We start from the raw sequence: 17,361 nt of genomic DNA, 5'->3' as shown, positions 1-17,361 counted from the left end.
TCCGTCCGATCCCGGACGGAGCCCCTCCCGTAAGCCGATCCTCCCGCCTACCATCCCGTCCATGTCGATCACCCCGTCCACACCCGTCGTCGAAGGTGCCGGAAAGGCCTCCCTCCGCCTCGACGGTGACGCCCTGCTCCTCGCCCGCCCCACCGAGGAGGCCCTCATCCCCCTCGCGGCGGTCGAGCAGATACGTACGGAGCGGAGGACGGTCACCGTCGAGCTGACGGCTCCTCCGGGAACCACGCGCTATGTGCACCGGATCGACGGCGTCAGCGAGGCGGCGGCCACCATGTTCGCCGCGACCGTGAACGCCGCCCTGCCCGGGACGCCCGGACGGGACACGGCGGCCGACGGGACCGCGCTCGTCCGGACGCGCGACCTCCCCCTGAGCCGGCGGTCGAGGAAGCTGCGCCGTGTCCTGTGGGTCTCGGTCGGCGCCCTCGGCCTGCTCGTCCTGCTGTGCGTGCTGGTCGCGGTCGCCGGGGAGCCGGTCATGGCAGCGCTCCTCGTCCCCGGAGGCCTGGTCCTGACGGGGACCCTCGCCATCGGCGCGAACGCCCTGGCCAACTGGTACCGCGAGTGGCGCCTGATCCGGCACGGCATCACGACCTTCGCCGCCGAGGTGACGGACAGGCCGGGGATGTATCTCTACACGGACCCGGCGGGCCTGATCCGTCACGTGTTCACCTGGGCGGGCGGCATCGCCGTCAAGGTGAGCTACGACCCCGTCGACCCGGGGAACGTCGTCCTCCCGAGGACCGCCCTGTTCCGGCGCGGGGAGCTCGCGGTCGGACTGTTCTGCACCGGCTTCGCGCTCCTCGGCTTCGCCGGCCTGATCACGATTGCCGTCATCGCGTTCGTCGACCCCCAGGCGATCTCCGGCGACACCTAGGTCGACTTATGGAAGTCATAAGTTCGCCTTATGAGGCCATAGACCGGGGGCGGGTACCGGTCCGCGCCAGGTGTTATTTAGGGTGACCTAAGTGTCGGCGGCTTCGCCGCCACGTCGCTTGCGAAGGGAAACCCAGTCATGCCCCGCCCCCTCCGGGTCGCGATCGTCGGCGCCGGCCCCGCCGGAATCTACGCCGCCGATGCGCTGCTGAAGTCCGAGGCCGCCGCCGAGCCGGGTGTGTCGATCGACCTCTTCGAGCGGATGCCCGCGCCCTTCGGCCTCATCCGCTACGGCGTCGCCCCCGACCACCCGCGCATCAAGGGCATCATCACCGCCCTCCACCAGGTCCTCGACAAGCCGCAGGTCCGCCTCTTCGGCAACGTCGACTACGGCACCGACGTGCACCTCGACGACCTGCGCGCCTTCTACGACGCGGTGATCTTCTCGACCGGCGCCATGGCCGACCGCGAGCTGAAGATCCCCGGCGTGGAGCTCGACGGCTCGTACGGCGCCGCCGACTTCGCCTCCTGGTACGACGGCCACCCGGACGTGCCGCGCACCTGGCCCCTCAAGGCCGAGAAGGTCGCCGTCCTCGGCGTCGGCAACGTGGCCCTCGACATCGCGCGCATCCTCGCCAAGACGGCGGACGAGCTGTTGCCGACCGAGATCCCGGCGAACGTCCACGAGGGCCTCAAGGCCAACAAGGCCCTGGAGGTCCACGTCTTCGGCCGTCGCGGCCCGGCGCAGGCGAAGTTCAGCCCCATGGAGCTGCGCGAGCTCGACCACTCGCCGAACATCGAGGTCATCGTCAACCCCGAGGACATCGACTACGACGAGGGCTCGATCGCCGAGCGCCGCAAGAACAAGCAGACCGACATGGTCGCGAAGACCCTGGAGAACTGGGCGATCCGCGACGCCGGCGACCGCCCGCACAAGCTCTTCCTGCACTTCTTCGAGTCGCCCGTCGAGATCCTCGGCGAGGACGGCCAGGTCGTCGGCCTGCGCACCGAGCGCACGGAGCTGGACGGCACGGGCAACGTGAAGGGCACCGGCGCCACCACCGACTGGGACGTCCAGGCGGTCTACCGCGCGGTCGGCTACCTCTCCGACGAGCTGCCCAAGCTCCCCTGGGACGCGGTCTCCGGCACCGTCCCGGACGAGGGCGGCCGCGTGATCGAGGAGACCGGCGCGCACATGGCCTCCACGTACTGCACGGGCTGGATCCGCCGCGGCCCCGTCGGCCTCATCGGCCACACCAAGGGCGACGCCAACGAGACCGTCGCGAACCTCCTGGACGACTTCGCGAACGGGCGCCTGCTCACGCCGGAGACTCCGGAGGCGGACGCGGTCGTGTCCTTCCTGGAGGGCAAGGGCATCACGTACACGACGTGGGAGGGCTGGTACGCCCTCGACGCCGCCGAGAAGGCGCTCGGCGAGCCCCAGGGCCGTGAGCGCGTGAAGATCGTCGAGCGCGAGGACATGCTGCGCGCGAGCGGCGCGATCAACTAACGGTCCGAGCGGCGCGATCAAGTAACGGTCGCAGGGCCCTCCCCCCCTCCCGGTCCTACCCTGGAAGGACCCGGAAGAGGTGAGGGCCATGTCCGCACCCACGATCGACCGGATCGCGCGGGCGAGGACCGCGGCGGCCCGGGAGTCCTGGGCCGAGGCGTACGGACTGCTGCACGCCCACGACGAGCACCCCACGAGCGCGCTGAGCGCCGACGACCTGACGATCCTGGCCGACGCGGCCTGGTGGTCGGGTCATGTGGACGAGTCCGTCGCGGCCCGGCTGCGGGCACACGCGGCGTACGTGGCGGGCGGCGACCACCGGGGCGCGGGACTGACCTCGTGGTGGCTGTCGTACGAGTACGAGGGCCTCGGGCGGCCCGCGGCGGCGGCCGGCTGGCTGCACCGGGCCCACCACCATCTGGACGGCCGGCCGCCCTGCCCCGAGCAGTGCTTCCTCGCGTGGACCGACGCGGAGGAGGCCTCGGCCCGCGGCGACCACGCGGCGGCCCTCGCGGCCACCCGCCGCATGACCAGGCTCGCCCTCCGCTCCGGCAGCCCGGACCTCCTGGCCCTGAGCCGCCAGGCGGAGGCCTCCGTCCTCCTCGCGAGCGGCCGGCGCACCGAGGCCCTGACGCTCCTGGACGACGCGATGTGCGCGGTCACCGCCGGCGAACTGAGCGGCATGTTCACGGGCTGGCTGTACTGCCTGGCGATCACCCAGTGCATGGAGACCGCGGACTTCGCCCGCGCCGTGGAGTGGACGAACGCGGCGATGGAATGGTGCGAACCACCGTGGGCGGGCAGCGCGCCGGACGAGCCCGGTACCGGCACGGGCACGGCCCCCATGACCGTCCCCTCCGGCGAGAACCCCTTCCGGGGAGTGTGCCGGGCGCACCGGGTCGAGGTGCTCGACCTCCTCGGGGCGTGGGCGCTCGCGGAGGCGGATGCCCGGCTGGCGTGCCGGGAGGTGTCGGTGGACTGCCTGGAGTCGGCGGCCGCCGCGTACTACGCCGCCGGGGACGTCCAGCGGCGCCAGGGCCGCCTGGACGAGGCCGCCGCCTCGTACGCGCACGCCCACGAACTGGGCAGGATCCCGCAGCCGGGCCTCGCGCTGCTGCGGCTCGCGCAGGGCCGGGCCGCGGCGGCGGTCGCGGGCGTCGACCTGGCGCTCGCCTGCCAGAGCGACCCCCGCCACGACCTCCTCGGCCGGGCCCGGCTGCTCGCCGCCCGGAGCGAGGTGGCCCTCGCCGTCCGTGACGTGCCCGGGGCCGCGGGCGCGGCGGCGGAGCTGGCGGTCCTGGCCGGGGACGTACCGCTGCTGCGGGCGATGGCCGACACGGCCCGGGGTGCGGTGGCGCTGGCCGAGGCGCGGCCGGAGCCCGCGCTGCGGCTGCTGCGCGGGGCGCTCGCCGGGTGGCTGGAGCTGCGGGTGCCGTACGAGGCGGCGCAGGTGCGGATGCTGCTCGCGGCGGCCGACCGGACGGTGGGCGACGAGGAGGCGGCCCGCCTGGAGCTGGGCGCGGCACGCGCGGTGTTCGAACGGCTCGGGGCCGTACCGGACGCCCGGCGTGCGGCGGCGCTGCTGACCGGCGGGGCGCGGCGCCGCCTGCCGGGCGGACTGACCGCCCGGGAGGCGGAGGTCCTCCGGCTGGTCGCCTCGGGCGGCACGAACAAGGACATCGCCCACGCCCTGGTGATCAGCGAACACACGGTGGCCCGGCACCTGAACAACATCTTCGCGAAACTGGGCGTGGGCTCGCGGGCGGCGGCCACGGCGTACGCGTACGCGCACGACCTGGTCTGAACGGCCCATCCGGGCCCCGTGCCGGACCATGGGCCGTTCAGGCGATGCGGCTGGGCGGGGCACCCGGCTACACCGGAGGCATGACCACCACGACCACTCCCCTGGACACGCTCCGCGATGCCGTGCGCGGCACCGTCGTGACCCGTGGCGACCCGTCGTACGACGTCTCCCGCCGGGTCTACAACGCCCTGATCGACCGCCGCCCCGCCGCCGTCGTCCACGCCGTGGACGCCGCCGACGTGATCGCGGCGGTCCGTCACGCCCGGGAGCAACGGCTCCCGGTGGCCGTGCGCGGCGGTTCCCACTCCGTCGCCGGCTTCGGCACCGTCGACGACGGCCTGGTCGTCGACCTGTCCCGGATGCGGGCCGTCCGGGTCGACCCCGAGGCCCGGACGGCACGGGCCGAGGGCGGTGCCACCTGGGGCGACTTCAACCACGCCACCCACGCCTTCGGGCTCGCCACCACCGGCGGGGTCGTGTCGACGACCGGCATCGCCGGCCTGACGCTGGGCGGCGGCATGGGACACCTGGCCCGCCGCTGCGGACTGAGCTGCGACAACCTGGTCGCGGCGGACGTGGTGACCGCCGACGGCACGCTCGTCACCTGCGACCGGGACCGGAACCCCGACCTGCTGTGGGCCCTGCGCGGCGGCGGCGGCAACTTCGGGGTGGTCACCTCGCTCGCGTTCCGGCTGCACCCGATCGACGTGATCTTCGGCGGGATCGTCTGCTATCCGCTCGACGGGGACGTCGCCCGCGCCTGGCAGGAGATGAACGCGGCCGCTCCCGTCGAGCTGAACACGATCCTCGTCGTGGCGCTCGGCCCGGAGGAGCCGTTCCTTCCGGAGCGCTGGCACGGGCGCCCGATCTGCGCCGCGTTCACCTGCTTCAGCGGCCCGGCGGCGGAGGACGAGAGGGTCCTCGCCCGGCTGGAGGGGCTGGGCCCGGTCGTCGGCCGGTTCATCGACCGCATGCCGTACCCGGTGATCAACACGCTCTTCGACGAGCAGCTGCCGCCCGGCCTCTACCACTACTGGAAGGGCAACTTCAGCCGCGGGCTGACGGACGGCGCGATCGCCGCGCACATGGAGTTCGGCGCGACGATGCCGTCGATGGAGTCGGACACGGCGATCTTCCCGATCGACGGGGCGTGCCACGAGGTGGGCCCGGAGGACACCGCCTTCGCCTACCGGGACGCCTCCTTCTCGCACACCTTCGGCGGCACCTGGGTCGACCCGGCGGACAATGAGCGGAACATCGCCTGGACCCGCGCCTACGACGCGGCGCTGCGGCCGCACACCGAGGAGGCCGGGTACGTGAACTTCATGACGGACGACGACCAGGACCGGGTGCGGGTGAACTACCGGCAGAACTACGACCGGCTGCGCGAGGTGAAGCGCCGCTACGACCCCGACAACGTGTTCCGGTTCAACCAGAACATCGCGCCGTAGCCGGTCGTCAGGGTCCGAGGACCAGGGCCCCGATCGACAGGGCGCTCCCGAGGAACGACAGGGACGCGAACCACACGGTGCCCCTCACGAAGCTCTCGCGGGCCCTGCGCTCCTTGCGGACCGCCCCCCTCGTCCCCTGGTACACGCTCTTGGCGTTACGGGGGTGGTGGACCAGCGTCCGGCACAAGGGGATGGGCTCCGTGGTCAAGACGCTGATCGGGGCCGCGTTCCTCCTGGCGATCACGGCGCTCGCCGGCTGGGGCACGGCCGCCCTCGCCGTGCCCGCCTTCGCCGGGTAGACGGGGCTTACGGGACGGTGCGGGCCGAGGCGAGGAGACGGATGGTGTCGTCGGGGGCCAGCGCGAGCGCGTTGCCGACGGTGCCGAGGACCTCGGTCTCGGCCGGGGTGTAGGCACCGTCCGCGAGCGCGATCCGGGCGGCCTGCAGCAGAATCGACTCCCGGCCGGCGGTAGCCAGGTGCGGGGTGAGCGGCTCCAGGGCCTCGTGGAGCTCGATCGACAGGAGCGTCCCCTCGGGGTTCACCTCGGGCATGAAGCGCCCCGTGTCGGCCTCCAGGGCCTCGACGAGGTCGACGAGCTGGACGGCCGTGCACTCGGCGAAGCCGGCCGACCGGACCGCGACGACGGCCCGGTCCAGGACCTCGCGGGACTCGGTGCCGCCGGCCGCGAGGACGGCCAGGGCGACGGTGTGCACGGCGTCCCGCAGCATCGCGGAGAAGCGGCTCGTCGTCGGACGGTCGAGCACCTCCGTACCGAAGTGCGTGTGACAGGCCGCGCACTCGACGACGGGGCCGGTACAGCCCCGGGGCAGGACGGGGACGCCCAGGACCGCGAACCTGCGGCGGCCGGTGCGCCGCCGGTAGTTGCGGTCGCCCCCGCACTCCTCGCAGAAGAACTCGCCGTCTCCGACGGTGTTCCAGGAGGTGCGGATTCCGCAGACGCCCACTTTCCCACCACGTGAATTCCGGGCAGACCGCACACGCACCTCCTCAACGGCCCGGCTGCACTGCCGGCGTTGGCGTGATGTTAGCCACATCCTTGATGTGGCGTCAGCACCCCGTCAGGAGTTCACCGCGTAGTTGGCCGAGACACGTCACCGCTCTCGCAAGATCAGGAAGTGCGGCGGCGGCGCTTCGCGAAGGCCAGGAAGCCTCCGCCGACGGCGACGGCGGCCACGGCGGCGGCGATGACGCCCGGGCCGATGGCCGAACCGGTCGTCGCGAGATCACCCTCCGGGGTGGCGGACGGAGCCGGGGCGGGCGCGGTGGTGGCCTCACCCGGAGTCGCCGGGGCGCCCGGGGTGGACGGGGAGGCGGAGGGGCTGTCGGTGCCCTCCGGGGTGGTCGGCGTGCCCTCGGTCGCCGGGGTGGTGGGCGCGGGGGTGTCGGTCGGCCTGGGCGTCTCGGGGGTGACGACCGGGCCGGGGGTGGTCACCTCGGGGAGGCAGCCGGTGAAGTTCATCTGGTGGGTCTCGGCGCCGGGGACGGTGTGCAGCGACTCGGCGATGACGGAGCCGTTGATGTGCCCGGGGCCGTAGGCGCCCTCGCTGCCCATGGTGACGTCGGCGTTGGGCGCGAGGATCGCGCCGGGCCAGGCGGCGTAGTTCTTCTTGACGGTCTCGGCCTGCGGGAAGTTCCACAGCAGCCTGGAGCGGATGCTCTTGTGGGCGTCGGTGTGCTGGTCGTAGTCGTCCTGGACGTACGCGCCGCCGTCCGAGATCCAGACGCCGGAGGTGGGCTTGGCCTGCATGTCGTACGAGGCGCCGATGACGTTCACGAGGGTGGAGGAGCCCGCCGGGACCTTGAGGTAGATCTCGCCGGCCTTCTCCAGGTCGGCGCCGCTCAGGGCGAAGACGTTCAGCTTCGCGTCGGTGCCGGTGAGGTAGAGGCTCCGGCCGTCCTGGCCGCCGGCCGCCTCGCCGTTGGGCTGCACGCCCGCCCAGCCGGCGGAGAGCTTGCGCAGCTCGGTGAACTCCTTGCCGAAGTCGATCGGGGAGGGCCCGGTCGCGACCTTGTCGCCGTCGACGTCGAAGCCGGCGCCCCCGGTGTTGTCCACGACCTTGCCGGCGATGCCGGAGCCCTTCACCAGGACCACGCCGTTGGCCTTGAGGGTGCCGCCGACGACGAGGCTGTGTCCGCCGGGCAGCCGGGCGAGATCGGCGTCGGAGAGGCGGGAGCCGACGGAGAAGCCGGACGTGCCCGACTCGCCGAAGGTGGCGTCGCCGCCGACCGCGACCGCGCCCTCGGAGTCCGCGTGGCGGACGGAGTCCTTCTCGACGAACTCGGCGTACAGACCGGCCGTGCCGAGCGGATGCGACACGCAGTCCGTGGTGGTGGCGGAGGCGGCGGGGGCCCAGGTGAGGGCGGCACCGGTCACCGCGAGGACGGCGGCCACGGCAGCGGTCGTACGCATACGAAACTCCAGGTCAGGGAGGTACGGAGAGGGCGCGTGGGGGGTGTGTCCGAGTGGACGAGCCGACCTTCCGCCATTCCCCGATGTGGCGTCAACTCACCTGATATGACGCCGATTCCGGCATGCCGGGATGATCTTCCTTAAGCGAACCTGAAGCGACATGAAACCGTGACGCAGCTCACACATGCCGCTGCCCCGCACCCTCCGGGAGGAAGGGTGCGGGGCAGCGGACGGCGGGGTGGAGCGGGGTCAGCGGGCGGAGCGGTTGACCGCCGAGATGACCGCCTTCAGGGAGGCGCGGGTCGTGTTGGCGTCGATGCCGATGCCCCACAGGACCTTGCCGTCGATGGCGCACTCGATGTACGAGGCGGCCTGCGCGGAGGCGCCCTCGCTCATCGTGTGCTCCTGGTAGTCCAGCAGGCGGGCGTCGACGCCGATGGACTGCAGCGCGGCGAAGAACGCGGAGATCGGACCGTTGCCGGCGCCGGTCAGGACGGTGTCGACGCCGTCCACGACCGCCTCGACGGTCAGCGTGTCCGTGCCGTCGGTGTCGGAGGTGGTCTGGCCGGAGCGCAGCTGGATGCGGCCCCAGGCATTGTCCGGGTTGGGCAGGTACTCGTCCTGGAAGACGGCCCAGATCGCGGCCGGCGTGACCTCGCCGCCCTCGCTGTCGGTCTTCTGCTGGATGATCTTCGAGAACTCGATCTGCATCCGGCGGGGCAGGTCCAGCTTGTGGTCGTTCTTCAGGACGTACGCGATACCGCCCTTGCCGGACTGCGAGTTGACCCGGATGACGGCCTCGTAGGAGCGGCCGACGTCCTTCGGGTCGATCGGCAGGTACGGCACCGCCCACTCGATCTCGTCCACCGTCTTGCCCTGGGCGGCCGCGTCGGCCTCCATGGCGTCGAAGCCCTTCTTGATGGCGTCCTGGTGGGAGCCGGAGAAGGCCGTGTAGACCAGGTCGCCCGCGTAGGGGTGGCGCGGGTGGACCTCCATCTGGTTGCAGTACTCGGAGGTACGGCGGATCTCGTCGATCTGGGAGAAGTCGATCTGCGGGTCGACGCCCTGCGAGAACAGGTTCATGCCCAGCGTCACCAGGTCGACGTTGCCGGTCCGCTCGCCCTGGCCGAACAGGCAGCCCTCGACGCGGTCCGCGCCCGCCATGACGGCCAGTTCGGCCGCCGCGACGGCGGTGCCGCGGTCGTTGTGCGGGTGGACGGAGATGCAGATGTGCTCGCGGCGGGTCAGGTTCCGGGACATCCACTCGAAGCGGTCCGCGTGCGTGGACGGCGTCGAACGCTCCACGGTGGCGGGCAGGTTGAGGATGATCTCGCGGCCGGGGCCGGGCTGCCAGACGTCACAGACGGCCTCGCAGACCTCCAGGGCGAAGTCCAGCTCGGTGTCGGTGAAGATCTCGGGGCTGTACTGGTAGCCGAAGGTCGTCTCCGGGCCCAGCAGCTTCTCCGCGTACTCCATCACCAGCCGCGTGCCGTCCACGGCGATCTGCTTGATCTGCTCCTTCGAGCCGCGGAAGACGACCCGGCGGAAGGTGGGCGCGGTGGCGTTGTACAGGTGGACCGTGGCGCGCTTGGCGCCCTTCAGGGACTCCACGGTCCGCTCGATCAGGTCCTCGCGGGCCTGGGTCAGGACGGAGATGGTGACGTCGTCCGGGATCGCGCCCTCTTCGATGATGGAGCGCACGAACGCGAAGTCGGTCTCGCCGGAGGACGGGAAGCCGACCTCGATCTCCTTGTAGCCCATGCGTACGAGCAGGTCGAACATCTCGCGCTTGCGGGCCGGGGACATCGGGTCGATCAGGGCCTGGTTGCCGTCGCGCAGGTCGGTGGACAGCCAGCGGGGCGCCTTCGTGATGCGCTTCTCGGGCCAGGTCCGGTCGGGGATGGTCACGGCCTCGTACTGGCCGTACTTGTGGATCGGCATCCCGGACGGCTGCTGCGTGTGGGTCGCGTTGGTGATGGGCGTCGGGCGGCTGACGAAAGGCGACTGGGACATTGCGTAGGGCTCCTCGGGGTCCTGCGGGAGGGACGGCCGACTGTCGAACGCAACACCAAAACCCGCGGGGAGGGGGTCGGCCTACGACTACAGGCCCTCGCCGCGGCAGCTAAGGAGAAGCAGCCCGAAACGCATGATGTGCGTCACCATAGCCCAGGTCCGGGGAAGCCGGACGTCCTGTTTCAGTATGCGGGACGGCGGCCACGTCAAGGTCGAATGGTGATCCATCACTCCATTTCGCCAATCATCGTCGCTACTCGTGACACCGGCGGTACGCAGTGCCACATTGCTGTGATGACCTCCCACGCGTCTGTCTTCTGCTCGATCGTCCCGCCCCACGTCCTGGAGCGGCTGGCCGAGTCCGCCGATCCGGCCGTCGCCGAAGCCGCCCGCCGCACCCTCGCGGTGGACCTCACCCAGCGCGCCACCCGGACCGAGCGGAGCGCGCCCGCCCCGTCGGCGGACAGTCCCGGAAAGCCCCGGCGCACGATCTACGACGCCAAGAACGGCACCCGGCTGCCCGGCCACCAGGTGCTCGACGAGGGCGAGCCGCCGCTCACCGACAGCACGGCCAACCGCGCCTACGCCGGCCTCGGCGCCACCTTCGACCTCTTCCTGAACGCCTTCGGCCACGACTCGATCGACGGCGCCGGGCTGCCGCTCCGCGCCACCGTCCACTTCGACGAGAAGTACGACAACGCCTTCTGGAACGGCGAGCAGATGGTGTTCGGCGACGGGGACGGCGAGCTCTTCCTCGACTTCACGCTCCCGGTCGACGTCATCGGCCACGAGCTGGCCCACGGCTTCACCCAGTACTCGGCGAACCTCGCGTACTACGGCCAGTCGGGGGCGCTCAACGAGCACGTGTCGGACGTGTTCGGCTCGCTCGTGAAGCAGTACGCCCTGGGCCAGAGCGCGGAGCAGGCCGACTGGCTCATCGGGGCCGGGCTGCTCGGCCCCGCCGTCGACGAGGGAACGGCACTGCGGTCCATGAAGGCCCCCGGCACCGCATACGACGACGACGTGCTCGGCAAGGACCCGCAGCCCGCCCACATGGACCACTACGTCCGCACCAGCTCCGACAACGGCGGGGTGCACATCAACTCCGGCATCCCCAACCACGCCTTCTACCTCCTTGCCACCGAGCTCGGCGGCAACGCCTGGGAGCGGCCCGGCCGGATCTGGTACGCGACGATGACCGGCGGCACCCTGTCCGAGGAGGTCCGGTTCGGCGAGTTCGCCGGGGCGACGGTGGCGACGGCGCGGGGACTCTACGGCGACGGGGAGGTCGTCGAGGCCGTGCGGCGCGCCTGGGCGGCCGTCGGCGTACCGACCTCGTGACCCGGCCGGTTCTGCGGTAGACAGGGCCCATGCGGATTCGAGTGCGGCGCACGGGTGGTTTCGCGGGCATCGAACGGTCGGCGGAGGTGGAGGTCTCGGGACCCGAATGGGAGTCCCTGACCTCCGCCGTCCTCGCGGAGGGCGACGGTGACGCCCGGGGCGTGCCGGACGGCTTCTCGTACGAGATCACCGTCGACGGCCGCACGGTCCGGTGCCGCGACCCCCGCCTCACGGACGCCCAGAGGACCCTCGTGACGAGGGTCCTCAAGGAGGGCGCGTAGGGGCTAGCGGGAGGCCCGGCGCCAGAACCGGCTCTGCTTCGGCGGCCGGACCTCCAGGGTCCAGTCCCCTTCGGAGCTTCCGACCGCCACCAGCAGGGGGCCCGCCGGCATCGGGCGCGAGGACTTCGGGCGCCTGCTCGCCTCGTTGGCCAGCAGGTGTACGCGGTCGCCCGGCTCGTAGCCCCGCACCTGGAAGAGGGCGTGCCCGTCCTTCGGGCGCAGCCGGGCGGAGAGCTCGGCGGCCGGCCCCGTGTGGAGCAGTACGTCGGCGCCCCGTCCCTCGGCGCCGTGACCGAGTTCGTCCACGGCACTCACCGGGCGGACCGCGACCGTCCACGGGCGGCCCACGGCGTTGACGCGCAGGCGCAACGGACTCCGGCCGTCGTACCGGAGCAGCGCCCGGCCCTGGAAGTCCTCCAGGGTCGTGTTCGCGAGCAGGGCGCCGTTCTCGCCGTCCTCGCCGATGGTGTGCACCGAGAAGTAGCCGTCGCGCGTCCGCTCGCAGTCGACCAGGACGAAGCCGGGCGGTACGGGCACGTCGACGGTGAGATCGGTCTTGCCGGTGCCGCTACGGACGAACTCCGGGAAGTCCTCCCCGAAGAGCCCGGTGGGCAGGGCGGGGCCGACCCGCACGGGGACCTGTACCGGGATCCGTACGGGGGCCTGCGCCGGGACGGCGGCCTCGGCTTCCCGGACCTTGGCCAGGAGCTCCCCGGGAATGGCCTCCGGCGTGACGCCGGCGGAGGCGGGCTCGTCCTCGGAGGCGGGCTCGTCGTCGAGGGCGGGCTCCTCGCCGGGGGCGGGCTCCGGGTCCCTGCCCTCGATGCCGAAGTCCTCGGCGAGGCCGACGAGCCCGGAGTCGTACCCCTGGCCCACGGCACGGAACTTCCACGCCCCGTCGCGCCGGTAGAACTCGCCGAGGACGAACGCCGTCTCGGTGCTCGCGTCGTCGACCTCGTACAGCGCCAGCTGCTCGCCGGTGGCGGCGCTGGTCGTCCGGATGTGCAGGCCCGGCACCTGGCCGAACGTCCCGTCCTCGCTGGACGCGGTGATCACGATGCGCTGGACGGCGGGCTCCACGCGCGCGGTGTCGATCTCCAGCCAGTCGGCGACGCGCTGCTCCTCGTCCCGTACCTGCCCGAGCAGCCGCACGGCGCCGGACGCGTGCGCGGGCTGGTTGTAGAAGACCAGGTCGCCGTCGCCCCTGACCCGGCCCGCGGCGTCGAGCAGCAGCGCCGAGGCGTCGACGTCCGGCACCCCCTCGCCGCCGGCCCGCCGGACGACCGCGATCCGCCACACCTGCCCGGGGACCGGCAGGTTTCCCCCCTTGACGATCTCTGTCACCGCGCCATGCTGACACGCGGCCTGGGAGCCTGCCCAGAGGATTGCCGAGAGCTAGAAGCCGAGCTTCCTGAGCTAGAACCCCAGCTTCCGCAGCTGCTTCGGGAACCCTCTTCATTGCCGTCCTCGCACCGCTCGGCCCCAGGGGGGCCTCACGGGCTTCGGTCGGCTGCGCCGGCCTCCGGCCGGACGGTGGAGGGCTCCCCCTAGAACCCCAGCTTCCGCAGCTGCTTCGGATCCCGCTGCCAGTCCTTCGCGACCTTCACGTGGAGGTCGAGGAAGACCGGGGTGCCGAGGAGGGCCTCGATGTGCTTGCGGGACTTCATGCCGACCTCCTTGAGGCGGCTGCCCTTCGGGCCGATGATGATGCCCTTCTGGCTGGGGCGCTCGATGTACACGTTCGCGTGGATGTCGAGCAGCGGCCGGTCCGCCGGGCGGTTCTCGCGCGGGATCATCTCCTCGACGACCACCGCGATCGAGTGCGGCAGCTCGTCCCGTACGCCTTCGAGCGCGGCCTCGCGGATCAGCTCCGCGACCATGACCTGCTCCGGCTCGTCCGTGAGGTCGCCCTCCGGGTAGAGCGGCGGGGACTCCGGCAGGAGCGGGATGAGCAGGTCGGCGACGAGCTGGACCTGCTTGTTGCCGACGGCCGAGACCGGCACGATCTGCGCCCACTCGAAGCCCAGCTCCTTGCCGAGCTGGTCGATCGCGATGAGCTGCTCGGCGAGCGTCTTGGAGTCGACCAGGTCGGTCTTGGTGATGATCGCGACCTTGGGCGTCTTCTTGATCCCGGCGAGCTCCTTGGCGATGAAGCGGTCGCCGGGGCCGAGCTTCTGGTCGGCGGGCAGGCAGAAGCCGATCACGTCGACCTCGGCCCAGGTGGTGCGGACGACGTCGTTGAGCCGCTCGCCGAGGAGGGTGCGCGGCTTGTGGAGGCCGGGGGTGTCCACCAGGATCAGCTGGGCGTCCGGGCGGTGCACGATGCCGCGGACGGTGTGCCGGGTGGTCTGCGGCCGGTTCGAGGTGATGGCCACCTTCTGGCCGACCAGAGCGTTCGTGAGGGTGGACTTGCCCGCGTTGGGGCGGCCGACGAAGCAGGCGAAGCCGGCCCGGTGGACGGCTTCGGTTTCTTGGTTGCGAGCGCTCATGGGGGCCATTGTCCCCGATGAGCGCCCGCGCCACGTACTCAGTGCCCGACGGGGGCGTATCCCGTCACGTACTCAGTGCCCGACGGGGGCGTATCCCGTCACGTACCGGCGGCCCGGCGGCGGCGTATCCGCAGGCCGAAGAGCCCGGCCGCGCCGCCCACGGCGAGGACCGCGGCGGCGAGCCAGGGCAGGGCCAGGAAGGACACGGTGCCGGTCTCCTTCACGTCCTTCGCGGTGGCGGTGAGGGTGACGTCGCCCCAGTCGAGCTGCGGGGAGCCGGTCCAGCGCTCGGTGAGCCGGATCTTCTGGCGGGGCAGCAGCTCGGCGGGGACCCTGGCCAGGTCGCGGTCGAGGAGGGTGCGGCCGAAGAGGCCCTGGGCCTTCAGGACGACCTTGGGGTTGAGGGTGACGTTGCCCCGGTTGTGCAGGGTGTACGAGACGAGGGCGCTGCTCGTACGGGTGCCGGGGACCAGCGGCCGGTCCTGGTCGAGGGTGACGTCCTCGACGGCGAGGGCCGGGACGGTCGGCCCGTTGACCCGGAGGTAGACGCGGGCGCCGACCGCGCGCTGCACGCCGACGGCGACGGAGCCCTTCCCGCCCGGGGCGATCCGCTCGTCGAGGGCGACGAGGGCCCCCGGGTGGTCGCCGGGGTCGGCGTCGGCGGGGACGGTCAGCGTGTACGGCACGGTGACGACGGAGCGGGGCGGGACGGTGATCCGGGTCCGCTCGGGCCTGATCCAGGCGCCGGCGCCGGTCTGCTTCTCCCGCTGGGTGCGGACGGCGAAGCCGCCGTCGCGGTCGGTGTTGTAGGCGTCGGCGCCGTACAGCCGGAAGGTGAGCGGCGCGGCGGTCTTGTTGGCGACGGTGACGCGGTCGGTGAGCGTCGTGCCGGGGTCGGCGGAGAGGTAGAAGTACGGGCGGCCGCCGAGCTTCGAGGCGGCCGGGTAGACGGCCCACTCGCCGTTCTCGGCGGCCCCGGCTCCCGGCGCGAGGCCGAGCAGCACGAGCAGGGTGCTCAGGAGGAGTGCGGAGAGCTTGCGCACGGGTGCGGACCCCCGGGGTGCGGATCGGAGCGGGCCGGCCGGGTGCGCGCCCGGCCCGCGAGCGGTCAGGACAGGGTCAGCGTGAGCACGCCCGCGTACGAGCCGGGCGCGGTGAACGCCGGGACGTCGAGGGAGAGCTGCGCGTCGACGGTGAACTCGCCGCCCGTGAGGGTGCCGTTCGGCGTGGAGGCGAGGGTCGCGCCGCCGCTGCCGACCGGTCCCGCCGAGCCTGCGGCGCAGGCGCTGGGGCTGCCGGCCTTGGCGGTGCAGGCCGGGGTCCAGGAGAGGTTCCCGGCTCCGATGGCGCCGCCGGGGCCGGTGAAGTCGGTGACCTTGCCGGTCAGGGACCAGCCGGCGGGGCCGCCGCGGAAGTCCTTGACGGTCACCGTCTGGAGCGCGCCCTTCGCCGGGCCGCCCGCGCCGAAGTCGACGGAGGACAGCTGGACGGCGTCTCCGGCCTGGGTCATGGACAGCTCGCCCGCCGTGACGGCCGCGGTGATCGTCTGGCTGTTCGGCGGTGCCGGGACGATGACCTTGTACGCGGCGGGGCCCGCGCCCTTCTCGGGGTCCCAGGCCGTGCCCTCGTACGCCACGATCCCGGTGGTCGCCGGGTCGTTGACCTTCAGGCGCGCGGCGAAGCCGCCCTCGCTGTCGGTGGTGACGGTCATCTTGTCGGCGGTCTCCGCCGCTCCGGCGCGGCCGACGACGGTGACCTCGGTGAGCGGGGTGAAGTGGGAGCCGGTGACGGTGACGCGGACACCCGGGTCGCCGGTGGCGTTGTCGAGCTGGAGCGCTCGGGTGTTGGGGCTGGTCACGGGGCTCGCGACGACCGTCTCGGAGACCGGGGCGGGCGGGTTGAGCACCGTACAGGGGGTGTCCAGCTCCATGAGGTAGCTGGTGTGGATGTTGTAGTCGCCGGGCGAGAGGGTGATCGAGCCGGCCTCGGTGGCGGTGAAGGTGCCCGTCATGGAGAAGGCCGGGAAGGAGCCCTTGCCGGGGACCGGCGGGTTCTTCTTGGGGCCGGTGACGGTGACCGTGCCGGTCTGGGCGCCGCCGAGGACCACCTTGCCGCTGGGCGTCATGATGTCGGCCGGGAGCGCGAGGTCGACGGGGTTGGACGCGGCGGGCTTGGTGACCGTGTAGGTCACGGTGACGGTCTCGCCGACCTTGGGGCTGGTCTTGTCGACCGTGATCTGGGCGGTGGTCGCGCCCTCGATCGGCGGGATCTGGGCGACCGGCGGCGGGACGCAGCGGGTCTGGAATTCCACCGACTGCGAGGTGGTCGCCGCGCCGGCCGGGGCGGCGAGCGCGCCGCCGGCGACCGCGAGGGCGGTGACGCCGAGGACGGCGGTCCAGCGCCGTCTTCGGGCCGCCGCCCGGGATCGGGTGAGTGCCATGTGTGTGCCCCCTCCTGAGGGATGAGTGGGCGCCATTGACGGCTGCGGGCGGAGAGAAGTCAATGGAATCGAATTCCACCGACTGATGACCCATCAGATACTGTCAAGATCGGGACGTAGGCGACATTTCCCCAGGTCACGACAGAGACCGGTGTCGCCGCGGACGACACCGGTCAGGGGCTGAGCGGGACTCAGCTGAAGACGAACGGACCCGGCGACTGCGAGGTCACCGCGTCGCAGTTCACCGTGATCCCGAAGATCACCATCTTGAGGGCGACCCCGGCGAAGTACGAGTTGAGGCTGTCGCCCGAGGCCACGGTCCCGCTGAGCGGGCCGATCTTGACGGACTGCCCGGCCGTGAGCGCCGGGTTCTTCTTCCCGGTGAAGACCCGGGTGCCACCGCCGGCCTTGGCCATCGTCAGGGTGGAGCTGATGGTGTCGGCGCCCACCCCGACGGGCGTCGTGATGGCCGACGTGAGGGTGAGGGTCGCGGCGGTGCCGCTCTGCGTGGCCGTGAGGTTGGCGGTGCCACTGCCCCACGTACCGCAGTCGTACGTCGCCGTCGCCGAGCCCGGCGACACCGCGCCGGCCGTCGGCGCGAAGGCGAGTCCTGCGGCGGCGAGCGCCCCGGTGAGGACCGCGACGGCCCCTAAGGTGCTTCTGCTTCTCATGGCGAGTTCGAACCCCTTCCGATACCGAACGCAGG

General features: G+C 72.2%; 15 protein-coding genes. 6 read left to right on the top strand and 9 right to left on the bottom strand.

From position 1 onward, the window contains the following. Positions 1-61 precede the first annotated feature (61 nt). The 4 genes from AC07AW_RS08905 to AC07AW_RS08890 all read left to right on the top strand — a co-directional run bounded on the left by AC07AW_RS08905 (position 62) and on the right by AC07AW_RS08890 (position 5,659). Positions 62-895, top strand: coding sequence for a hypothetical protein (locus tag AC07AW_RS08905; protein ID WP_478814759.1), 834 nt, complete (start codon positions 62-64; stop codon positions 893-895). A gap of 138 nt (positions 896-1,033) precedes the next feature. Then, on the top strand, positions 1,034-2,404 hold the full coding sequence (locus AC07AW_RS08900) for an FAD-dependent oxidoreductase (protein ID WP_478814758.1): 1,371 nt from the start codon (positions 1,034-1,036) through the stop codon (positions 2,402-2,404). Between the two features lie 88 nt (positions 2,405-2,492). Continuing rightward, entirely contained in the window at positions 2,493-4,208 is a 1,716-nt protein-coding gene (locus AC07AW_RS08895; RefSeq protein WP_478814757.1) for a LuxR C-terminal-related transcriptional regulator, read from the top strand. Between the two features lie 80 nt (positions 4,209-4,288). Then, the gene (locus AC07AW_RS08890) at positions 4,289-5,659 is read left to right on the top strand and encodes an FAD-binding oxidoreductase (RefSeq protein WP_478814756.1); all 1,371 of its coding nucleotides are present in this window, start codon (positions 4,289-4,291) and stop codon (positions 5,657-5,659) included. A 7-nt stretch (positions 5,660-5,666) separates the two neighbouring features. Here AC07AW_RS08890 and AC07AW_RS08885 read toward each other — a convergent pair whose 3' ends face one another. From AC07AW_RS08885 to leuA, 4 genes are all read right to left on the bottom strand, one after another. Then, positions 5,667-5,867, bottom strand: coding sequence for a hypothetical protein (locus tag AC07AW_RS08885; RefSeq protein WP_478814755.1), 201 nt, complete (start codon positions 5,865-5,867; stop codon positions 5,667-5,669). Between the two features lie 98 nt (positions 5,868-5,965). After that, complete coding sequence (locus tag AC07AW_RS08880) at positions 5,966-6,715, bottom strand: TerB family tellurite resistance protein (protein ID WP_478814754.1); 750 nt, start codon at positions 6,713-6,715, stop codon at positions 5,966-5,968. Positions 6,716-6,789: 74 nt separating this feature from the next. Further along, positions 6,790-8,091: a choice-of-anchor A family protein gene (locus AC07AW_RS08875; protein ID WP_478814753.1), complete on the bottom strand. Its 1,302-nt coding sequence runs from the start codon at positions 8,089-8,091 to the stop codon at positions 6,790-6,792. A 249-nt stretch (positions 8,092-8,340) separates the two neighbouring features. Further along, positions 8,341-10,104 (bottom strand): 2-isopropylmalate synthase, encoded by a 1,764-nt coding sequence (gene leuA / locus AC07AW_RS08870; RefSeq protein WP_478814752.1) that lies wholly within the window; start codon positions 10,102-10,104, stop codon positions 8,341-8,343. A 294-nt stretch (positions 10,105-10,398) separates the two neighbouring features. Between leuA and AC07AW_RS08865 the strand changes: the two genes are divergently transcribed. Next, positions 10,399-11,445 (top strand): M4 family metallopeptidase, encoded by a 1,047-nt coding sequence (locus AC07AW_RS08865; RefSeq protein ID WP_478814751.1) that lies wholly within the window; start codon positions 10,399-10,401, stop codon positions 11,443-11,445. A 29-nt stretch (positions 11,446-11,474) separates the two neighbouring features. Beyond that, positions 11,475-11,726, top strand: coding sequence for a protealysin inhibitor emfourin (locus AC07AW_RS08860; RefSeq protein WP_478814750.1), 252 nt, complete (start codon positions 11,475-11,477; stop codon positions 11,724-11,726). A 3-nt stretch (positions 11,727-11,729) separates the two neighbouring features. Here the strand turns inward: AC07AW_RS08860 and AC07AW_RS08855 are convergent, their stop codons facing one another. The 5 genes from AC07AW_RS08855 to AC07AW_RS08835 all read right to left on the bottom strand — a co-directional run bounded on the left by AC07AW_RS08855 (position 11,730) and on the right by AC07AW_RS08835 (position 17,326). Further along, positions 11,730-13,070 carry a TerD family protein gene (locus tag AC07AW_RS08855; protein ID WP_478814749.1) on the bottom strand — a complete coding sequence of 447 codons (1,341 nt, stop codon included), beginning with the start codon at positions 13,068-13,070 and terminating at the stop codon, positions 11,730-11,732. Between the two features lie 203 nt (positions 13,071-13,273). Next, positions 13,274-14,224, bottom strand: a complete 951-nt coding sequence (gene era / locus AC07AW_RS08850; protein ID WP_370468173.1) for a GTPase Era — start codon at positions 14,222-14,224, stop codon at positions 13,274-13,276. A gap of 89 nt (positions 14,225-14,313) precedes the next feature. Then, positions 14,314-15,258, bottom strand: coding sequence for a DUF916 domain-containing protein (locus tag AC07AW_RS08845; RefSeq protein ID WP_478814748.1), 945 nt, complete (start codon positions 15,256-15,258; stop codon positions 14,314-14,316). Positions 15,259-15,323: 65 nt separating this feature from the next. Continuing rightward, entirely contained in the window at positions 15,324-16,655 is a 1,332-nt protein-coding gene (locus tag AC07AW_RS08840) for a beta-xylosidase (protein WP_478814747.1), read from the bottom strand. Positions 16,656-16,846: 191 nt separating this feature from the next. Then, complete coding sequence (locus tag AC07AW_RS08835) at positions 16,847-17,326, bottom strand: hypothetical protein (RefSeq protein WP_478814746.1); 480 nt, start codon at positions 17,324-17,326, stop codon at positions 16,847-16,849. Between the last annotated feature and the right edge of the window lie 35 nt (positions 17,327-17,361).

The organism is Streptomyces sp. NPDC044003, from assembly GCF_056435185.1.
The sequence above is the reverse complement of the archived record's forward strand: the minus strand, read 5'-3'. Positions and strand labels throughout refer to the sequence as shown.